Genomic DNA, 19,620 nt, shown 5'->3' with positions numbered 1-19,620 from the left:
GGGACCGGACCCACCCCCTTAAGATCGCCGGAGTCCTGCTGACGCGGGACACCGTACTGAGCGGAGGATACCCGCTCACCGGGGATGGCCCGATCCCCGGGGCGGGCCTACTTGACGAGCTGGAGCACCCCCCACCTCGACGTGTCGACGTAGCCGCGCCCGGTCGGGTCGTTCCAGGTCGCGGCGGCCGCGCGGGTGGCGCCGACGGCGTCGTTGACCTGGATGTCGAAGCCGAGCAGGGCGTCCTTGGCCAGGGTGACCGTGGGCAGCCTGATCGCCGCCTCGACCACGTAGCCGCCGGGGACGCGGGTGGCCGCGCCGGTCAGGTTCTCCTTGACCGCGAAGGCGTCGAAGGTGCCGCCGACGGTCTGCCTGCCGGTGAAGCTGATCCGGTACTGGCCGTCGTCATCGTCGTAGCCCTTGGTCTTGTTGTTCTGCGGGTCCACGAAGATCTCGACGGAGTCCTGCTCCCAGGCGTTGGGCGACTCCTCGCTGAGCTCGGGGTCGGTGACGCGGGCCAGCACGTAGAGGGTGCCGGAGTTCCACATCGCCCGCACCTTGGCGGTCGCCCCCGAGGTGCCCTGGATCCGGGTGCCGGTGGTTATCTCCGGCGCCTGGTTCCACGCGGCGTCCACGATGCCGTCCACCACCGGGGTCCTCTTCGGCGCGCGGGTCGTCCTGATCGCCGGGATGGGGGTCAGCTCACCCGCCCAGGAGATCTGCTGACCATCCGCGTCGGCCACGACGACCTTGACGCCGGTGGCCGTCCCCGAGGGGAGCAGCGCCTCCACCCGGTAGCCGGTGGCGGTCTTCTTGGTGTGCGCCCTGAAACCGTGGGCGTGCGTGCCACCTCGCTGGATCCGGTACGGCGTGCCGCCCACGGTGAGGGTGACCGTGTCGTTCTTGTTGTCGGTCGGATCGTTGACCTCGGCCAGTACGTACAGGCCGGCGGGTGTGGTGCGCGCCTGCCAGCCGGCGGACAGGTCGCCGATCCTGGCGATGGGGGCGTCGGGCAGCAGGTTCCACTCGTCGTCCCGCTTGCCGTCCACCCTGACCGTGCCCGCGGGCGCGTTCAGGCTCCGGGTCAGCGGGGGCAGCCTGCCGGGGTCGGCGATGCCCCAGTACGCGGGCTTGGCCTGGAGCTCGTCGTCGAACGGCAGTGGCGGGTTGGTCCGGGTGATCGGGAAGGACGACAGCCAGGTCGCGTCGTCGGCGACGCCCCAGATCGTCACCGACGACAGGTGGTCCGCCTGCCGCCGGAAGACGTCGAAGATCTCCCGGTACCGGTGGCCCTGCAGGGCCAGGATCTCGGCGGGCACCGTGTCGTAGGAGGTCACGAAGTCGGTGTAGACGCTCACGTCCAGCTCGGTGACCTGCTGTTCGACGCCGAGTCCGGCGAACTTCTCGATCGTGTCCTCGATGAACGAGGTGGGCGGCTGCTCGACGTTGACGTGCAGCTGGTGACCAACCGCGTCGATCGGGACGCCCTCGGCGCGCAGCTTCTTGACCAGGTCGTAGAGCGCCTGCCGCTTGCGCGGGAACTCGGTGTTGTAGTCGTTGATGACGAGCGTCGCGTCCGGGTCCACCTCGCGGGCCACCCGGAAGGCGGTCCTGATGTAGTCGAGGCCGGCGATCTCGAACCATGGGGAGCGGCGCAGCCCGTCCGGCCGGTTCTCGTCGATGACCTCGTTGACCACGTCCCAGGTGCCGATCCTGCCCTTGTAGCGGCCCATCACGGCGCGGATGTGGTTCTCCATCCGCTGGAGCAGGATCTCCTTGGTGGCGCCCTCGAACACCCAGCCGGGGGTCTGGCTGTGCCACACCAGGGTGTGACCGCGGAACTCCAGGCCGTTGGTGGTCGCCCAGTCGACCAGGTAGTCGCCGTCGGCGAAGGTGAAGTCGCCCTCGGCGGGCTCGGTGGCGTCCCATTTGAGGCTGTTGCCGGGGGTGACGCTCTGGTAGTGCTTGGTGATCAGCTTGGCGTGCTCGCCCAGGGTGGCGCCCCGGTAGAAGGCCGCGCCGACGGTGAACGGCAAGCTGTCCTTCAGCGAGGGAATGTCGGTCTGGATGGGCTTGGGTTCGACATGGGCCAGCTGGAAGTCGTCGATGGCGAACGGCTCCGTCCCCGCGGCCGACTCGATGTAGACGCTCAGGAAGTCCACGTCGTGGGCCAGGGTGTAGGTGCCCGCGAGCCTGGTCCACTCGCCGGCGGCCAATGCCCTGGGTGCGGCCACCCGCTCGTAGGCGGGGGTGCCGTCCAGCCTCCGTTCGACGGACAGGCCCAGGCTCTGGGCGCTGTCGGTGCGCACCCACACCGACAGGTCGTACTTCGATCCCTTGGCCATCTTGCCGAGGACGGTCCGTGCGGGACCGTCCCAGGAGGCCTGCCGGTTCGTCACGCCCAGGCCGTAGGCCCCGGTGTGCGCGAAGCCCTCTCCCGGGGTCAGGGTGGCGCCGCCACGCGCGGTCCACTCCTGCGCGGTGCCGGTCTCGAAGTCGCTGGTCAGGCCGGACCGGGTGGGGTCGGTGTCGGCGGTGACCACGATGTCGTCGAGCTGGAAGGCGACGGTCTCACCCGAGCTCTCCGCGTACAGCGACAGGGCCGAGTCGGCCGCGTAGGTGTAGGTGCCGGACAGCCGGACCCACTCGGAGTCGGTGACGGTGGCCGCCGCGACCCGCTCGTAGACCGTCGTGCCACCTGCCGGGGTGCGCTGCATGGTGAGCGCGACCGTCGAGGACGGCTGACCGGCGACGGCCCGCGCCCACGCGGTCACCTGGTAGCCGATGCCCTTCTCGAAGGGCGGGGTCACGGCCGCTCCGTGCCAGGTCGCACTGCGGCCGGTGGTGAGCAGGGACCGGGTTCCGCCGTGTGCGGAGTCCGTGGTCGCGGTGACCGAGACCCCGGATCCCCGGGGTTCCCAGCCCTGCGTGCCGGACTCGAAGTCGTAGGTGGCGATGGTGGCGGCGGCCGCGTGCGCGGCGGGGACGGTTGACGCGCCTGCCAGGAATGACAGTGCGAGGGACAACAGGGCCAGGACCGCTGTTCGCGGCCGGGGGGTGCGCATCTCTCCTGGGCTCCTCGGTCAGGTAGGAGTGGGGTGCCGGTGGGACAGCGGGATCTGCCGGGCGTCGCCGCGCGGGTCCTCAGGCGCCACCACCGTACGGCTCCGTCAAGCATCGCCGTACGGGGTCGCCGTGCGGTTTCCTCAGACGTCGCCGCCCGGGTTCTCACCCTGCCGGTTCTCGCCTCGCGGGTTCTCGGCGAGCGGGTTCTCGGCGCGCAGGTTCTCGGCGAGCAGGTTCAGCAGCGGCTGCCGCCGGACGCAGCGGGTGAGCGCGAAGGAGTCGGCGAGGGCGGTCAGTTCCTCGTCGGAGCAGCCTCGCAGCAGTTCGGCGTACTCGGGGACCAGGGCCTGCGCGATGAGGATGTGCCGGATCAGGTCGTCGGTCTGGTAGCGGGCACCCCACGGGTAGGGGTTCCAGGAGGGGAACTCGGTCTCCATCAGCCGGTGCAGCGGCGCCAGCTCACTCGCCGACTCCTCCATCGTCGAGCCCCACCGGTCCGCGCCCAGCCGTCCCTTCTTGGCGATGAAGTCACCGAACCGGCTCATGTACGGTTCACCCGCGCTGACCAGGCCCTGCAGCCCGACGTCCTTGTAGGTCCACAGCGACCAGCCGGCCTGGTAGGAGTCGAAGATCTCCAGCTGGTCGCGGAGGATCTGGTAGCGCTGCCGGTCGATCTCCGCGTCGCCGGTGTAGACGGGGCCGAACTCGCCGACCCACAGGGGGGTGCCCGTCTCACGCTGGAAGACGGTCCGCCGCTCGAAGGATTTCTCCAGCTGGGCCCGGTCCACCCACTCGCCGCGGGTGTGGCCGGGGTAGGGGCCGCCGTGTGCGAAGCCGGCCAGGGCGTAGTCGTGGCAGACGAATACCGTGTTCTCGTACACCTCGCGGAAGATCGAGAAATCGGTGGAGTAGGTGTTGCCGTCCAGGAACAGTACGTGTCCGGGGTCGACGGCGCGGACCGCCTTGACCAGGCGGTCGTAGAAGGGGCCGACCACCTGCCCGCTGGAGTCGCCGGGCTCGTTGATCGGGTTGTAGCCGACCACCCACGGGTTGTCCCGGTAGCGGTCGGCTACGGCCTCCCACAGGTGGACGACGCGGTCCTGGAAGTGCCGGTGCTGCCAGAAGGAGGCTATATGCGTGGGATTGTCGGAGTGCCAGTGCTGGTTCTGCGCGCCGGGCAGGGCGTGCAGGTCGATGACGCTGTAGATGCCGCGCTCGGCGAGCAGGCCGATCACCCGGTCGAGGTGGCGGAAGCCCTGCTCGATGATCTCGAAGGGGCGGTCGTCGGACTCCAGGTGGCGGTAGTTGATCGGGATCCGGACGCAGTTGACGCCGAGACCGGCGAGGAGCGAGGCGTCGTCCGCGCCGAAGAACGAGGTGAGCAGGCGGTCGAAGAACAGCTCGGCCCGGTCGTCGCCGAGCACCTCCCGGACCGCGGCGCGCATCGTGGCCTCGTTGGCCGGATATCCGGTGATGAAGTTCTCCATGTTCAGCCAGCCCCCGAGGCCTACTCCGCGCAGCCGTACCGGGGTGCCGGCCGAATCGACGAGACGGGATCCGGCGACACTCAGGGTCATGTTTCTCACTCTCCACAACGGTCGTTCGACACAGCGATGAGGTCCCGGCTCAGCCCTTGGTGGCGCCCGCGGTGAGGCCGCTGATCAGCTGGCGCTCGGCGACCGCGTAGAAGGCCAGGGCCGGGACCATGGAGACGATGACGTAGGCCAGGATCTTGGCCGTGTCCGCCGCGTACTCCCCCTGGAACTGCTGGACGCCCAGTGGCAGCGTCCACAGGTTCGGGTCGTTGAAGACCACCAGCGGGAGGAAGAAGTTGTTCCAGCTCGCCACGATCGCCAGCACCGAGACGGTGGCCAGGGCGGGCCTGGCCATCGGCAGCAGCACCCGCCAGAAGAACCCGAAGGGGGTGCAGCCGTCGAGGGTGGCGGCCTCCTCGACCTCGTTGGGGATGGACCGGAAGAAGGTGCGCAGGATGATGATCGTCAGCGGCAGCCCGAACGCGGCCTGCGGCAGGATCACCCCGAGCGGGTTGTCCAGCAGGCCGAAGGTGCGCAGCAGGATGAACAGCGGCAGGATCGCCACCGCGAACGGGAACATCAGCCCGATGGCGAACAGCGTGAACAGGAACTCGCGGCCGCGGAAGGCGAACCGGGCGAAGGCGAAGGCCGCCATCGCCGACAGGAACACCACCAGCACGGTGGTCGCCACCGCGATGAGCAGGCTGTTGAGGAGCTGGCGCCAGAACGCGCCGGTGGTGATCACGTCGGTGTAGTTCTCGGTGACCCATGGGGAGGGCAGGCCGAGCGGGTTCTCCGACAGCTGGGCGGTGATCTTGAAACCACCGAACAGGCCGTACACGAAGGGGACGACGATGAAGACCGCCGCCACCCAGACGATCACGTGGATCGGGGCCGTCCGGAACCGGGCGATCATCGGTGGTCTCCCATCGTGGTACTGGCCCCCTCCAGGTCCCGGCGCAGCACGAACCGCTGGTAGCCGAGGGCGAAGACGAGGCTGATCAGGAACATGGCGACGCTGATCGCGCTGGAGTAACCGATCTGGGTCCGTTTGAAACCGTATTCGAACATGCTGACGGCCATGGTCTCCGAGGCGTGCGAGGGGCCGCCGCCGGTGAGGATCCAGACCAGGTCGAAGAGCTGGATCGTGCCGATGACGGACAGGAACACGCTGACCCTGATGGTGGGGCCGAGCAGCGGCAGGGTGACGTGCCGGAACACCTTCCAGCCACCGGCGCCGTCGATCCTGGCCGCCTCGTGCAACTCCTTGGGGATGCCCTGCAGCCCGGCCAGATAGATGATCATGTGGAATCCGAAGTACTTCCAGGTGATCACCAGGAAGATCGAGAACAGCACGGTGTCCGGCTCCGACAGCCAGCTCCACGGCTCCAGCCCCCAGGAGGTCAGCAGCCGGTTGGCCAGCCCCGCCTCGGGCGAGAGGATCAGCGAGAACAGCACGCCGGTGATCGCCTCGGAGAGCATGTACGGCGCGAAGAACAGCAGCCGGTAGAGGGCGCGCCCCCGGATCCGCTGGTTCAGCATCACCGCCAGGCCCAGCGAGAGCGGCAGCTGCACCACCAGGGAGAGCACGACCAGGATGCCGCCGTTTTGCAGGTCGCCGATGAAGATGTCGCTGTTCAGCAGCCGGGTGAAGTTGTCCAGACCGATGAAGTCGCTCGGCGGCCCGATGCCGTTCCATTTGTGGAGGCTGGTGTAACCGGCGACCAGGATCGGCGTCAGCACCAGCAGGGTGAACAGGACCAGGGCGGGGAGCACGAACAGGATCGCGGTGATCCAGCCGCTTCCCCGGCGCCGCCCCTCGCGCCGTCCTCGCCGCTCGGCGGGTCTTCCTCCGGGAGGGGCCGGACGTGCGTCCGGCCCGGTCATCGTCGTCACCGACCTCGCCCCTTCACCGTGCTCACCGTCGGTTTCCTGGCCTCGATCGGCTCTGTCACCTTCATCCGGACGGCTACTCCGACTCCGACTTCGCCGTCTCGGTGATGACCTTGACGACCTCCTCCGGCGTCTTCTTGCCCGCGATCAGCTCGGCCACGGCGTCGTTGACCTCCTGGCCGACGGCCGGCGGGTACGCCTGGTCGAGGTAGAGCTGGAAGCCGGTCGCGGCCGACAGGGCGTCGGAGACCACCTTGATGTTGGGGTCGGTGACAGCCGACTCCTCGCCCTTGAGCACGGGGAGCACGCCTCCCGCGGCGACCGCCTTGGAGTGGTTCTCCTGCTTGAGCGCGAACTTCAGGAAGTCCAGCGCGGCGGGCGGGGCGTTGACGCCCACGGCCAGGCCGCCACCGCCGCCGAACGCGTCGCCCGCGGAGCCCTTGCCCCCGTCCACGGACGGGAAGGTGAAGAACCCGAGGTCGTCCCCGAGGCCCTTGCCGGAATCCTTCTGCACGGACGGCGCCCACTGGCCCATCAGTTCCATGGCGGCCTTGCCGTTGCTCACGGTCGCGGCCTGCCCGTCGGGGGTGGAGTAGTCGGCGTTGAGGAAGCCCTTCTGGAACGGCTGGAGGTCGACGAGTTCCTTGAGCCGCTGCCCGGCGGCGACGAAGTCGGGGCCGGTGAAGTCGTTGGTGGTGCCGGCCTGACTGAGCGCGTCCAGGCCCGCCACCCGCATGGCCAGGTAGGCCCAGTAGTAGTGGCCCGGCCACTTGGCCTTGCCGGCGAGGGCTATCGGGGTGGTCCCGGTCGCCTTGATCTTCTTCACCGCGTCCAGGAACTCGGTCCAGGTGGCGGGCGGAGTGGAGACGCCGGCCTTGGTGAAGATCGACTTGTTGTACCAGAAGCCGACCATGCCGATGTCGGTGGGCAGCCCGTAGGTCTTCCCGTCGAACTGGTAGGCGGCCAGGGAGGCCGGGGTGAAGTTGCCGAGGATGTCACCGGCCTCCGACGTCAGGTCCTTCACCAGGCCCGCCTCGATGTGCTGCTTCAGGACGCCGCCACCCCAGGTGGAGTAGAGGTCGGGCGCCTTCCCCGACTGGGTGAGGGTGGCGAGCTTCGGCTTGTAGGAGTCGTTCTCGATGCCGACGTTCTTGATCGTCACATTCGGGTGGGCCGCCTGGTACTCCTTGATGAGGTCAGCCCAGAAGGACTTGAGCGGTTCGGCCGTCGCCAGGTTCCAGAACTCGAAGGTGACCTTCTCCGAGCCGGCGCTCGCGCCCGGTTTCGACCCGTTGTCGTCTCCGCTCGTGCCGCAGGCTCCAAGAAGCACCATCGATGCCGCCAGCGCCACCACGCCTCGCCGACTCAGCATGGGGTTCCCCTTTCGGGAGTGGGTCTGAAAAATTTCATAGGTTCCCCGAATATTTCGTGACCCGGAGGATAGGTAAACTGTCGGTTACGCGTCAATAGCCGCCGTGGTAGCGAGCTCGAACAGCGACGGAGACGGCCCCCTTACGGGTCTCCGAAAGTTTTCGGTTAGTATTCGCCGCATGCCATCCAAGAGGCGGGTGACGATCGCCCTGATCGCCGAGGAGGCCGGGGTCTCCGCGCCCACGGTCTCGAAAGTCATCAACGGGCGGCCCGAGGTCGCCTCCGAGACCAGGCAGCGGATCGAGCGCCTGCTGCACAAGCACGGCTACATACGCAGGACCGGCCAGGGCGACGAGCCCGTCGGCCTGGTGGATCTGGTCTTCACCGAGATCGAGAGCCCGTGGGCGATGGAACTGGTGCGCGGCGTGGAGACCGCGGCCCGCGAGGTCGACGCCGGCGTGGTCGTCTCGGTACTGCACAGCCACGCGGGCCCGGGCAGGGACTGGGTGGAGCGGATCGCCACCCGGCGCACCGACGGGGCCATCCTGATCGGCTCGCGGATCAGCGCCGCCCAGCATGGCCAGCTGGCCGCCAGGTCCATCCCCTTCGTGGTGGTGGATCCGGAGGGCGAGCCGCCGCCGGGAGTCGCCTCGGTCGGCGCCACCAACTGGAACGGCGGCCTGGCCGCGACCCGTCACCTGCTGGAGCTGGGCCACCGCCGGATCGGGATGATCGGCGGCCCGGCCGGCATGCTGTGCAGCCGGGCCCGCATCGACGGCTACCGCGCCGCACTGGAGACCGCGGGGATCGCGGTGGACCCCTCGCTCATCGGGTATGGCGACTTCCTGGTCGGCTCGGGCCGCGACCTGGGCCACGCGCTGCTGTCGGCGGCGGACCCGCCCACCGCGATCTTCGCCGGCAGTGACATGCAGGCGTTCGGCGTCTTCGAGGCGGCCAGGCAGCGTGGCCTGCGGGTGCCGGAGGACCTGTCGGTGGTGGGCTTCGACGACCTGCCTTTGGCACGTTCCGCCTGGCCGCCGCTGACCACCGTGCGCCAGCCGCTCCAGGAGATGGCCGCGCTGGCCACCCGGATGGTGCTCGGCCTCGACCGCGGCGGGCACGAGCCCCGGCGGGTGGAGCTGGCCACCGACCTCGTGGTCCGCGACAGCACCGCCCGCCCTGACGGCTGTTGACTGCCGCCCTCCGAAACATTTACGGTGATCGACACGAAAAGTCTCGGTAATCTTGTGAAACTTTCGGAAAGCGGGTTCCCGCATGTCACGACGTCACAGGGCACTACTGACACCGATCCTCCTGCTCCCCCTTCTCGGACTTAGCCCCGCCATCAAGGAAAGCGCTTCCCCGATTCGGGTGGATCAGCACGGCGTTCTCCAGCGGATCGACGGCTTCGGCTTCTCCCAGGCCTTCCGGCGCAACGAACTGGTCCGCGCGCTGCCCGCCGCCAAGCAGCGGGAGATCCTCGACCTCTGGCTGAGCCCGGAGAAGGGCGCCGGGCTCAGCATCCTGCGCCTGGGAATCGGCTCCTCCCCGGCCGGCAGCCCGTACGACCTGATGACCTCCATCCAGCCCGAGGACCCCGGCGGCCCGGACGCGCCGCCGAAGTACCTCTGGGACGGCGAGGACGGCGGCCAGGTCTGGCTGGCCAAGGAGGCCAAACGCTACGGCGTGAGCCGTTTCTACGCCGACGCCTGGAGCGCCCCGGGCTACATGAAGGACAACGGTTCCGACAGCAACGGCGGCACCCTGCTCCCGGCGTGGCGGCAGGCATACGCCGACTACCTGGTCCAGTACGCGAGGTTCTACGCCCGTGAGGGCATCAAGATCACCGACCTCGGGTTCACCAACGAGCCCGACCTCACCGTCTCGTACGCCTCGATGCGCTTCACCCCGAGCCAGGCCGCCGAGTTCGTCAAGGTCCTCGGCCCCACGGCGGCCCGCGCCGGCCTCAAGGTGATCTGCTGCGACGCCGCCGGCTGGTCCGAGCAGCGCGAGTACACCCGCGCCATCGAGGCCGACCCCGCCGCGCGGCGGTGGGTCGCCACACACGCCGGCCATCCCTACGTCAGCCCGGTGGACGGCCCGCTGCCCACCGGCCGGCCGGTCTGGATGTCGGAGTGGTCGCCCAACGGAAGCACCTGGAACGAGGCCTGGGACGACGGCAGCGGCTACGACGGCCTCGCGGTCGCCCAGCAGATCCACGACTCGCTCACCCTGGGCAAGGCGAACGGCTACGTCTTCTGGTTCGGCGCCTCGCGCGGTGCCACCCGGGGCCTGATCCAGATCGACGAGGCCGCCTCGACCTACCACGTCTCCAAGCGCCTGTGGGCACTGGCCGCCTACAGCCGCTTCATCCGGCCGGGCGCGGTCCGGCTCGCCGTCACGGCCGCCGACCCGGCGCTGAAGGTCACCGCCTTCCGCAACGCCGGGGGCTCGGAGGTCGTGGAGATCCTCAACACCGCCACCGTCCCCGTCTCCACCAGGATCACGACCCGGGCGGGCCGGGCCACCTCCTACCTGACCGACGGCGACCACTCACTCGCGGCCACGCCGCTCGCGGGTCTGCGGCCGGACCGGACCCTCACCCTTCCCCCGCGTTGCCTGACCACGGTCGTCGTACGTTGACGCGCCCCGTGCCGGAGACGGCCGTCACGCGGAAGGGACGCGGATGATCCGGGTGGCGGTCGTGGGCACCGGCGGCATCGCGGGGATCTGCCATCTGCCCGCGCTGCGCACCCAGTCGCACCGGGCGCGGGTGGTGGCCGCCGCGGACATCGACGAGGCGCGGGTCAGGGCGTTCTGCGCCGAGCACGCGATCCCGCGGGCGTACCCCTCCCTGGAGGCGATGCTCGACGCCGAGCGGCCCGACCTCGTCCACCTGTGCACCCCGCCGCACCTGCACGCCGCCCAGGCGAGGGCCTGCCTGAAGGCCGGCGCCTGGGTGTGGATCGAGAAACCCGCCTGCCGGTCGCTGGCCGAGTACGACCTGATCACCTCGGCCGAGGGGCCCGGCTACGCCTCGGTGGTCTCCCAGCACCGGTTCGGCTCCGGCGCGCGCCACCTGCGCGCCCTCGCCCCCGAGCTGGGCCGACCGCTCGTCGCGCTCTGCGTGACCGCCTGGTACCGCGACCACGCCTACTTCGAGGCGCCCTGGCGCGGCCGCTGGGAGACCGAGGGCGGCGGCCCCACCATGGGTCACGGCATCCACCAGATGGACCTCATGCTGTCGATCCTGGGCGACTGGTCGGAGATCCGCGCGATGACCGGCACGCTGGACCGCCGGATCGAAACCGAGGACGTCTCGATGGCCGCCGTCCGCTTCGCCTCCGGAGCCATGGCCTCGGTGGTCAACAGCGTGCTGTCCCGGCGCCAGGAGAGCTACCTGCGCTTCGACTACGCCGAGGCGACGGTGGAGTTGCGCCACCTGTACGGCTACCGCAACGCCGACTGGAGGTCCACCTCGGCGCGCTGGAACCCGCCGACCGACCTGCCGAGCTCGCACGAGGCGCAGCTGGCGGAGCTGCTGGACGCCTACGAGCGCGGCGAGCGCCCGCCCATGAGCGGTCCCGAGGGGCGCCGGTCGCTCGAACTGATCACCGGCCTGTACGCCTCGGCGTTCACCGGCCGGCCCGTGCTCCGCACCGATCTCACCCCCGATCACCCCTTCTACCACCGCCTGGACGGACGCGCATGGAGCTGACCTTCACCGAGCGCGGCGTCGAGATCCTGCGCTACGTCCACCGGCCGGAAACGCCGGTGTTCGAATCGCCCAAGCCCTACTTCCACCCGATCAGGACCCTGGCGGGCGACGTGGTCAGCGCCTACCGCCCGCACGACCACCGCTGGCACCGGGGCCTGCAGCTGACCGTCTCGGACCTGTCGGGGGAGAACTTCTGGGGCGGCGGCAGCTACGTTCGCGCGGCCGCCGGATACGTGGACCTGCCGAACAACGGGACCATGCGGCACGAGGAGTTCCTCGCCCCCGGCGTGGAGCGGCTGACCTGGCACACCCAGGGCGGCGAGCACTGGGTGGACGAGGTGAGGACCTTCGAGGTCGGCGACGTCTGCGACGACTCGTGGGCGCTGGAGCTGTCCACCGCGATCACCAACGTACGCGGAAGGGACCTGGTCTTCGGCAGTCCCACCACCTCCGGCCGCCCGATGGCCGGGTACTGCGGCCTGTTCTGGCGCGGGCCCCGCTCCTTCGAGCACGGCCGGGTGATCGCCGAGGGCGGCGAGGGACCGGAGATGATGGGCCGGGAGTCGGCGTGGCTGGCCTACGGCGGCACCCACGACGAGGTCGACCGCTCCTCCACCCTGCTGTTCCAGAGCGCCCGGCCCACCGTCTGGTTCGTCCGCACCACGCCGTTCGCGGCGGTCAACCCGTCCATCGCGTTTTATCGCGAACTGATCCTGCCGCCCGGCGCGACGCTGCGGCTGCGCTACCGGATGGTCGTGGCCACCGGCGCGTGGGACCGCCCCCGGCTGGAGGCGTACGTCCAAAGGCACCCGTGTCCGGCACCGGCGTGAGAGACCCAGGGAGCACCCGTGTTCGGTACCGGCGTGAGCGATCTGACCGTCTACGACTGGCCCGCCGCCGACGGCCTGCGCGGTGGCTCGCCGCACCTGCACACCCTGTGTGCCGAGGCGTACGCCGTGGTGGCCGGTTCCGGCAGCGTGCAGACCCTGACCTGGGACGGTTACCAGGAGACGGCGCTGGCCCCCGGCTCCGTCGTCTGGTTCACCCCGGGCACCGTCCATCGCCTGGTCAACGGCGGTGACCTGCGCATCGTGGTCCTCATGCAGAACAGCGGCCTGCCCGAGGCCGGCGACGCCGTCCTGACCTTCCCCCCCGACGTCCTCGCCGATCCGGCCGGCTACGCCGGGGCCGCGCGCTCGGCCCCGCGCGAGCGCCGCGACCTGGCCGTCGAGGGGTTCCTGCGGCTCCGTGCCGCGGGCCGCCCCGGTTTCGCCGCCTTCCTTGCGGCCGCCGCCGACCTCGTCGGCCCCCACCTGGACGCCTTCGAGTCCCGCTGGCGCCAGGGCCCGCTGCGCGCGGCGCAGACGACGGGCGCCCGGCTGGCCGCGCTCCGCGCCGGCGACCTGGCCCACCTGCGCGAGGCGGCGGTCACCCGGATGCCCTCCGTACCCCGCGACGGCATGTGCGGCCACCTGCTGACCTATCCGGCGGACCTTCCCGATCGGGACGGGGCCTGAGGCCGGCGGCGGGCGCGGCGGACCGCCGGGAGCGGGAACTGTCGGTGCGATCTTCTAGGCTGGCCCCATGGCACGAGCTAACGACGACGTCGCGGCCGCTCTGGAGGAGTACGCCGAGCTGTTCGCGATGACCGGCGGCGACGCGTTCCGGGTCCGCAGTTACCAGAAGGCCGCCAAGGCGATCGCGGGCTCTCCCGAGGACATCACGGCCGTGCCCGTGCGAAGCGTGCCGGGGGTGGGCGAGGCGATCGCCAAGAAGGTCGAGGAATACCTGGAGCGGGGCAGCTTCCGGCAGCTCGACGACCTGCGAGGAAAGGTTCCCCAGGGAGTGCGGCGGCTGACCCGGGTGGCCTCGCTCGGGCCGAAGAAGGCGGTCTTCCTCTACCAGGAGCTGGGCATCGACTCCCCCGAGGCCCTGGCGAAGGCCATCGGAGAGGGGCGTCTCGAGGGCGTCAGGGGCTTCGGCGCCAAGACCGTGGAAAACCTGCTCAAGGGGGTCGAGAACCTGGCGGAGAACAGCGCCAGGATGCACATCGGAGCCGCCATGGACCTGGCGGAGCGGGTCATCGCCTCGCTGCCGGGTGCCGAGCGGATCGCCTACGCCGGGTCGCTGCGCCGGATGAAGGACACCATCGGCGACGTCGACGTCCTCGCGGTCGGCCCCGAGTCGCTGATGGACGACTTCAAGGCCCAGCCCTACGTCGCGGAGGTCATCGCCTCGGGCGACAAGAAGACCTCGATCCGCACCGCCCAGGGTGTCCAGGTCGACCTGCGCCTGGTCCCCGCCGAGTCGTGGGGCGCCGCGCTGATGTACTTCACCGGTTCCAAGGAGCACACGGTGCACCTGCGGGAGATCACGGTGAAGAAGGGCTGGAAGCTGTCGGAGTACGGCCTTTTCGAGGGGGAGCGAGTGATCGCGGCCGCGACCGAGGAGGAGGTCTTCGAGGCGTTCGGCATGGAGTGGATCCCGCCGACCCTGCGCGAGGACACCGGTGAGATCGCCGCCGCGCTCGCCGGTGAGCTGCCCAAGCTGGTCGCCCTGGAGGATCTGCGGGGCGACCTGCACACCCACACCGACCTGACCGATGGGATCGCCTCGCTGGAGGACATGGTCGCCGCCGCCCACGCTCGCGGCTACTCCTACTACGCGGTGACCGACCACGCGCCCGACCTGGCGATGCAGCGGATGACGCTGGAGGCGGCCCTGGAGCAGCGCGAGCGGCTGCACCGGCTGCAGGAGAGATATCCGAAGATGCGGCTGCTGCACGGCAGCGAGCTGAACATCGCCCCCGACGGCTCGGTCGACTGGCCGGCCGAGGTGCTGGCGGGCTTCGACGTGTGCGTGGCCAGCGTCCACTCGCACTTCACCCAGTCACGCGAGGAGATGACCCGGCGCCTCGTCACCGCGTGCGAGAACCCCCACGTGCACATCATCGGCCACCCGACCACCCGCAGGATCGGCGCCCGGGGGCCGGTGGACGCCGACTGGGACGAGGTGTTTCGCGCCGCGGCCCGCACCGGCACCGCGATGGAGATCGACTCCTTCCCCGACCGCTCCGACCTCCCCTCGGACCTGGTGCGGCTGGCGCAACACCACGGCGTGAAATTCTCCATCGACAGCGACGCCCACGCGGTTCCCCATCTCGACAACCAGCGGTTCGGCATCGGTGTCGCCCAGCGCGGCTGGCTCACCGGCGACGATGTGATAAACACCTGGCCCCTGGAGCGGTTGCTGGCTTTCCTCGGTCGTTGAGGGGATGATTGAGAGCGGCAAGGACGTGGGCCCCATCGTGTATTGCATAGTTTACTGGTAGGAAATAGGTGTAGAGAGGAGTGGCGCCGGATGCCGTACGAGAACCTCGACGACGAGGCCGTCCATCAGCGCACCCGAGCCGGGCAGCTGCCGCGGGAGGCCCCCGACCGGCTCCGGCTGGCCACCGTCGACGGCAGGACCCTCGATGACCGGGGCGGCGACAGCGGGGCCTCGAACGACGATCCGTCCGCCACGGGGATCGTCAAGCCGCTGCCGCCGGAGCTGTTCGTCGAGCACGAGACCAATGCCGAGATGCGCTGGGACGCCATGGGCGACATCGGGTTCCATGTGCCCAACGACCGGTTCTTCGTCCGCAACCACACCTCCACCCCGATCATCGACGCGGCCACCTGGCGGCTGCGGCTGCACGGCACGGGCCTGAGCGCCCCCCGGAGTTTCGGCTACCAGGAACTACTCGCGATGCCCTCGGTGACGCGCGACGTGGCGATCGAGTGCGCGGGCAACGGGCGGAGCCTCTTCACCACCCAGCAGCACCAGGAGGTCACCGGCACCCCGTGGCGGCTCGGCGGCATCGGAGTGGCCCGCTGGCGCGGGGTGCCGCTGGCCACGGTATTGGAACGGTCCGGGATCACCACCGACGCCGTCGACGTCATGGCCCGCGGACTCGACCCCGCCTATGTGGCCGACGGGGTCGACTACGGCCGGGTACGCCGCCCGATCCCGGTGGCCAAGGCGCTGCGGGACGTCATCCTCGCCTACGAGATGAACGACGAGCCGCTCCCACCCGACCACGGCCACCCCGTGCGGCTGATCGTCCCCGGCTGGATCGGCCTGGCCTCGGTCAAGTGGGTCGGCGACATCGAGGTGTCCACCTCGCCGCTGTCCTCACCCTGGAACACCGAGTTCTACCGGATGTTCGGCGACGCCTACCCGCCGCAGGGCGGCGCCCCGCTGACCACGCAGGGCGTCAGGAGCGCCTTCGAGCTGCCCTGGAACGCCACTCTGGTCGCCGGGCGCCCCTACTTGCTGCGCGGACGGTCCTGGTCGGGCAACGGCCGGATCGCCGACGTGGAGGTGAGCCTGGACGACGGCGCCACCTGGCAGCGCGCTCCGCTGCGCGGACCGCACGTGGCATCCACCTGGACCCGCTGGCAGGTCACCTGGAAACCCGCGGAGACCGGCCGGCACTTCCTGCTCGCCCGCGCCACCGACGAGACCGGCGCGGTCCAGCCGTCGCACACCACGCACAACGACTTCGGCTACCTCTTCGACGCCGTCGTCCGCCACCCCGTGACCGTCGTGAGCGGGTGACCGGGGCCCCGTCCAGCCGAACGGCCCGCCCACGGCTCCGGATGCCCGCACCCGAGTATCACCTTCGGAAAGAATCGCCGGGACACCTCCATCCGGCAGGCGTGACTACCGAGCGAAATGGGAATGTTACCGAACGCGATGATCGGCTGGGCCTCCAGACCTCGCCGGAAAGACATCCGAGGTCCCACGGAGGAAACGAGAGGGAAACGTGCCGACCTGATGATGGCAATACGTGTTCTCCCATCTTCCGCCAGGAGGCTCGACCGATGCGCCAGCTGACCGCGCTCGACGCGCAGTTCCTTCACGCAGAATCGGCGACCACGGCGGCCCACGTCGCAGGGCTTGCCATCCTCGACCCCGCCTGCTCCCGGGCGGGGGCCGTCACCCGCGAGTGCCTGATCGGACTACTCCACGAGCGGGTGCACCTGGCCCCGGCGCTGAGGCTCCGCCTGGCCACCGTGCCGTTCGACCTCGACCGGCCGTACTGGACGGAAGACCCCGATCTCGACGTCGCCGGCCACGTCCACGAGGTGACCCTGGCCGCGCCGGGCGACGACGCCCAGCTCGCCGAGGAGGTGGCCCGGATCCACGAGCGGCGCCTCGACCGGGGCCGCCCGCTCTGGGAGATGCATCTCATCCAGGGACTGACCGGCGGCCGGGTCGCCCTGTACGCCAAGGTCCACCACTGCGCCATCGACGGGGTCTCGGGAGCGGAGACACTCGCCGCGCTGCTGGATCTGACGCCCGAGCCCCGCGTCGTCGAGCGGCCCGCGCCCACGCCGCGGACCACCGCCCCCGGTCTGGCGGGCATGCTCGCCGGGGCCGTGGCCAGGTCGGTGATGCAGCCCGCCAGAACGCTCTACTCGCTGGGTCGCATGGCGACCGAACTCGACACGATGCCACTGGCCTCGGCGCTGCCGGGCGCCCGGCAGGTGGCCGCCGCCACCCGGGTGATCACCGGGAGGGTGCGGGAGTTGCCGGAGCTGCCCGTGCTGACGGCGCCGCGCACACCGTTCAACGGCCCGATCGGCCCCGAGCGGCGCTTCTCCTACGGGTCGATCCCGCTGGCGGACGTCAAACGGGTGGCCAGGAGCTCGGGGGCCAGCGTCAACGACGTGGTCATGACGCTGTGCGCCTCGGCGCTGCGCGCCTGGCTACATGAGCGCGACGCGCTGCCCGACCGGCCGCTGATCGCCGCGGTCCCGGTCGCGGTCCGCACCGCGAGCGCCCAGGACGTGGTCGGCAACCAGATCTCCGTCATGGTCACCCCCATCCCGACCGACCTGGCCTGTCCCCGCGAGCGCCTGCGCGTCATGGCGCGGACGATGCACACCGCCAAGCGGCGGTTCGCCGGCTCCCCCACCGGCTGGCTGGGCGAGCTGTCGTCGATGCTGCCCGCGGCCGTCACCGCGCTGGCGACCTCCACGGTGTTCCGGCTGGCCTCGATCATGCTGCCGCCGATCAATCTGATCGTCTCGAACGTGCCGGGACCGCAGCTCCCGCTGTACCTGTGCGGGGCCAGGGTGCTCGCCTACCACCCCATGTCCGTGCTGACCGACGTGAGCGGCGGGGTCAACATCACCTGCTTCTCCTACGACGGCTCGCTCGACTTCGGCATCCTGTCCTGCCCGGACCGGGTGGCCGACGTGTGGCGGCTCATGGGCCACCTGCAGGAGGCCATGGACGAGCTGATGGAGCAGATCGAGCCCGCCGGGCGGCTCAACCCGGTGGACAGCCTCCCGGCCAGGCAGATGGTGCCCGCCTGAAGGCCCCGCACCGAGGCGCGGCGGGCGATCAGCCGATCCAGACGGTCTTGGCGTCGCAGAACTCACGGATGCCGTACGCCGACAGCCCGCGCCCGTACCCGGAGCTCTTGACACCGCCGAACGGCAGTTGCGGGTAGGCGGAGACCATCCCGTTGACGTACACCATGCCGGCCTCGATCTCGGAGACGAGGCGTTCCTGCTCCGCCACGTCGCCGCTCCAGACGGCGGCGGCGAGCCCGAAGGGGGTCGCGTTGGCCAGGGCGATCGCCTCGTCGATGTCCGCGACCCGGTACAGCGCGGCCACCGGGCCGCGGACCTCCTCGTGGAACACCCGCATCTCGGAGGTGATGCCGGTGATCACGGTCGGTTCGTAGAACCAGCCGGGCCGATCCGGGCTCACTCCCCCGCAGAGCACCCGGGCGCCGAGCCCCGCGGCGTTGGCGACCTGTGACTCGACGTGGTCGCGGCCCTGCCGGGTGGCGAGCGGTCCCACGTCCGTCGCCTCGTCCGCGGGGTCGCCGAGCCGCAGCGACTCCATCAGCGCCACGAACAGCCCGGCGAAGTCGTCGTAGACCTCCTCGTGCACGATGAACCGCTTGGCCGCGACGGAGGACTGGCCGTTGTTGCACACCCGCGAGGTGACCCCGACGGCGGCGGCCTCGTCCAGGTCGGCGGAGGGCATGACGACGTAGGGGTCGGAGCCGCCCAGCTCCAGGACCGTCTTCTTGATCTCCCAGCCCGCGATCGCGGCGACCGGGCGCCCCTCCTGATCGGCCCCGGTGAGGGTGACGGCCGCCACGCGCCGATCGCGCAGCAACGGCTCGACCTGCTCGGGCTCGATCAGCAGGACCTGCGCGCATCCCTCGGGAAAACCGGCCCTGGCGAACAGCCCGCCCAGCTGCAGCGCCGTCTGCGGCACGTTCGGCGCGTGCTTGAACAGGCAGACGTTGCCCGCCATCAGGGCGGGCGCGGCAGACCTGACCACCTGCCAGAGGGGGAAGTCCCATGAGGTGATCCCGAGGACGGGGCCCAGCGGCTGGTAGCGCACGTACGCCTGCCGCGCGCCCACGGCGGGCCCGTCCGCCGACTCGTCCGCGAGGAACTCCTCGGCGTGGTCGGCGAAGAAGCGCATCTCCCGCACGCACATGTCCACCTCGCAGTGGGCGGCGGCCAGCGTCTTGCCCATCTCGGTGGTCACCAGCCGTGCCAGCCGGTCCTGCTCGGCCCGGAGCAGGCCGGCGGCGGCGTGCATCCAGGCCGCCCGCTGCTTGAAGTCGACCGTCCGGTAGTCGTGGAACGCGGAGGCGGCGAGTGCCACCCGCCGTTCCACCTCCTCCTCGCGGATCGGGTCGAACGTCCTGACGGTCTCGCCCGTGGCCGGGTTGATCGTCGCGATCGCCATCGGTGCCTCCCGGAGAATCGCCGTCGCTGCCTCCCGGAGAAACATCGCCGCCGGACGGCGAAGCGTTCGGGCGACCTTCCCCTCTTCCTTTATGCCCCCTTATGTCCAATATTCGTCCTCACGGTCGGTGAGAGGAGCCGGAAGGGGGGCAGACCAAGTAAACCGGAAAGGACTAATAGGGCTGGTCAGAGCCCGCGCTGGAGCCTGATACGTGATCGGTTGTGCTGCTCGACCGGCGGCAGGGGCTCCTGGGCGGTGTCCTGTGAG

General features: G+C 70.3%; 14 protein-coding genes. 8 read left to right on the top strand and 6 right to left on the bottom strand.

Annotation, left to right across the window (positions count from 1 at the left end; translation table 11 throughout):
- Nucleotides 1-107: 107 nt before the first annotated feature.
- The 5 genes from ABZU75_RS38125 to ABZU75_RS38105 form a co-directional block, all read right to left on the bottom strand.
- The gene (locus tag ABZU75_RS38125; RefSeq protein WP_355565540.1) at nucleotides 108-3,065 is read right to left on the bottom strand and encodes an endo-1,4-beta-xylanase; all 2,958 of its coding nucleotides are present in this window, start codon (nucleotides 3,063-3,065) and stop codon (nucleotides 108-110) included.
- Between the two features lie 141 nt (nucleotides 3,066-3,206).
- Complete coding sequence (locus tag ABZU75_RS38120) at nucleotides 3,207-4,643, bottom strand: cellulase family glycosylhydrolase (RefSeq protein ID WP_355565537.1); 1,437 nt, start codon at nucleotides 4,641-4,643, stop codon at nucleotides 3,207-3,209.
- Between the two features lie 49 nt (nucleotides 4,644-4,692).
- A complete protein-coding gene (locus ABZU75_RS38115) occupies nucleotides 4,693-5,517 on the bottom strand; it encodes a carbohydrate ABC transporter permease (protein WP_355565534.1) in 825 nt (274 codons plus the stop codon).
- Nucleotides 5,514-6,488 (bottom strand): sugar ABC transporter permease, encoded by a 975-nt coding sequence (locus tag ABZU75_RS38110; RefSeq protein ID WP_051751874.1) that lies wholly within the window; start codon nucleotides 6,486-6,488, stop codon nucleotides 5,514-5,516. The genes ABZU75_RS38115 and ABZU75_RS38110 overlap by 4 nt, the downstream gene beginning before the upstream one ends.
- A gap of 82 nt (nucleotides 6,489-6,570) precedes the next feature.
- On the bottom strand, nucleotides 6,571-7,866 hold the full coding sequence (locus ABZU75_RS38105) for an extracellular solute-binding protein (RefSeq protein WP_355565532.1): 1,296 nt from the start codon (nucleotides 7,864-7,866) through the stop codon (nucleotides 6,571-6,573).
- A gap of 178 nt (nucleotides 7,867-8,044) precedes the next feature.
- On the opposite strand from ABZU75_RS38105, the gene ABZU75_RS38100 reads away from it, so the two are divergent.
- From ABZU75_RS38100 to ABZU75_RS38065, 8 genes are all read left to right on the top strand, one after another.
- Nucleotides 8,045-9,058, top strand: coding sequence for a LacI family DNA-binding transcriptional regulator (locus tag ABZU75_RS38100; protein ID WP_350928793.1), 1,014 nt, complete (start codon nucleotides 8,045-8,047; stop codon nucleotides 9,056-9,058).
- Nucleotides 9,059-9,236: 178 nt separating this feature from the next.
- A complete protein-coding gene (locus ABZU75_RS38095) occupies nucleotides 9,237-10,508 on the top strand; it encodes a glycoside hydrolase (RefSeq protein WP_355565529.1) in 1,272 nt (423 codons plus the stop codon).
- A gap of 43 nt (nucleotides 10,509-10,551) precedes the next feature.
- Entirely contained in the window at nucleotides 10,552-11,583 is a 1,032-nt protein-coding gene (locus ABZU75_RS38090) for a Gfo/Idh/MocA family oxidoreductase (RefSeq protein ID WP_355565526.1), read from the top strand.
- Nucleotides 11,574-12,413, top strand: coding sequence for a PmoA family protein (locus tag ABZU75_RS38085; RefSeq protein WP_355565523.1), 840 nt, complete (start codon nucleotides 11,574-11,576; stop codon nucleotides 12,411-12,413). The genes ABZU75_RS38090 and ABZU75_RS38085 overlap by 10 nt, the downstream gene beginning before the upstream one ends.
- An 18-nt stretch (nucleotides 12,414-12,431) precedes the next feature.
- Nucleotides 12,432-13,100, top strand: coding sequence for a cupin domain-containing protein (locus ABZU75_RS38080; RefSeq protein ID WP_355565520.1), 669 nt, complete (start codon nucleotides 12,432-12,434; stop codon nucleotides 13,098-13,100).
- A gap of 67 nt (nucleotides 13,101-13,167) precedes the next feature.
- Nucleotides 13,168-14,853, top strand: a complete 1,686-nt coding sequence (gene polX, locus ABZU75_RS38075) for a DNA polymerase/3'-5' exonuclease PolX (protein WP_355565517.1) — start codon at nucleotides 13,168-13,170, stop codon at nucleotides 14,851-14,853.
- Nucleotides 14,854-14,943: 90 nt separating this feature from the next.
- A complete protein-coding gene (locus tag ABZU75_RS38070; RefSeq protein WP_355565514.1) occupies nucleotides 14,944-16,185 on the top strand; it encodes a sulfite oxidase in 1,242 nt (413 codons plus the stop codon).
- A 266-nt stretch (nucleotides 16,186-16,451) separates the two neighbouring features.
- Nucleotides 16,452-17,951, top strand: a complete 1,500-nt coding sequence (locus ABZU75_RS38065; protein WP_355565511.1) for a wax ester/triacylglycerol synthase family O-acyltransferase — start codon at nucleotides 16,452-16,454, stop codon at nucleotides 17,949-17,951.
- A 28-nt stretch (nucleotides 17,952-17,979) separates the two neighbouring features.
- Here the strand turns inward: ABZU75_RS38065 and ABZU75_RS38060 are convergent, their stop codons facing one another.
- Nucleotides 17,980-19,353: an NADP-dependent succinic semialdehyde dehydrogenase gene (locus ABZU75_RS38060; RefSeq protein ID WP_355565508.1), complete on the bottom strand. Its 1,374-nt coding sequence runs from the start codon at nucleotides 19,351-19,353 to the stop codon at nucleotides 17,980-17,982.
- Nucleotides 19,354-19,620: the final 267 nt, after the last annotated feature.

Origin of the sequence: Streptosporangium sp. NPDC005286 (assembly GCF_040607515.1) — a bacterium.
Taxonomy (GTDB): Bacteria; Actinomycetota; Actinomycetes; order Streptosporangiales; family Streptosporangiaceae; genus Streptosporangium.
The sequence above is the reverse complement of the archived record's forward strand: the minus strand, read 5'-3'. Positions and strand labels throughout refer to the sequence as shown.

Bases quoted from the DNA above. Each gene is read 5' to 3' on its own strand.
- ABZU75_RS38125 (WP_355565540.1), bottom strand. From the start codon at position 3,065: ATGCGCACCCCCCGGCCGCGAACAGCGGTCCTGGCCCTGTTGTCCCTC.
- ABZU75_RS38120 (WP_355565537.1), bottom strand. From the start codon at position 4,643: ATGACCCTGAGTGTCGCCGGATCCCGTCTCGTCGATTCGGCCGGCACC.
- ABZU75_RS38115 (WP_355565534.1), bottom strand. From the start codon at position 5,517: ATGATCGCCCGGTTCCGGACGGCCCCGATCCACGTGATCGTCTGGGTG.
- ABZU75_RS38110 (WP_051751874.1), bottom strand. From the start codon at position 6,488: ATGACCGGGCCGGACGCACGTCCGGCCCCTCCCGGAGGAAGACCCGCC.
- ABZU75_RS38105 (WP_355565532.1), bottom strand. From the start codon at position 7,866: ATGCTGAGTCGGCGAGGCGTGGTGGCGCTGGCGGCATCGATGGTGCTT.
- ABZU75_RS38100 (WP_350928793.1), top strand. From the start codon at position 8,045: ATGCCATCCAAGAGGCGGGTGACGATCGCCCTGATCGCCGAGGAGGCC.
- ABZU75_RS38090 (WP_355565526.1), top strand. From the start codon at position 10,552: ATGATCCGGGTGGCGGTCGTGGGCACCGGCGGCATCGCGGGGATCTGC.
- ABZU75_RS38085 (WP_355565523.1), top strand. From the start codon at position 11,574: ATGGAGCTGACCTTCACCGAGCGCGGCGTCGAGATCCTGCGCTACGTC.
- polX (WP_355565517.1), top strand. From the start codon at position 13,168: ATGGCACGAGCTAACGACGACGTCGCGGCCGCTCTGGAGGAGTACGCC.
- ABZU75_RS38070 (WP_355565514.1), top strand. From the start codon at position 14,944: ATGCCGTACGAGAACCTCGACGACGAGGCCGTCCATCAGCGCACCCGA.
- ABZU75_RS38065 (WP_355565511.1), top strand. From the start codon at position 16,452: ATGCGCCAGCTGACCGCGCTCGACGCGCAGTTCCTTCACGCAGAATCG.
- ABZU75_RS38060 (WP_355565508.1), bottom strand. From the start codon at position 19,353: ATGGCGATCGCGACGATCAACCCGGCCACGGGCGAGACCGTCAGGACG.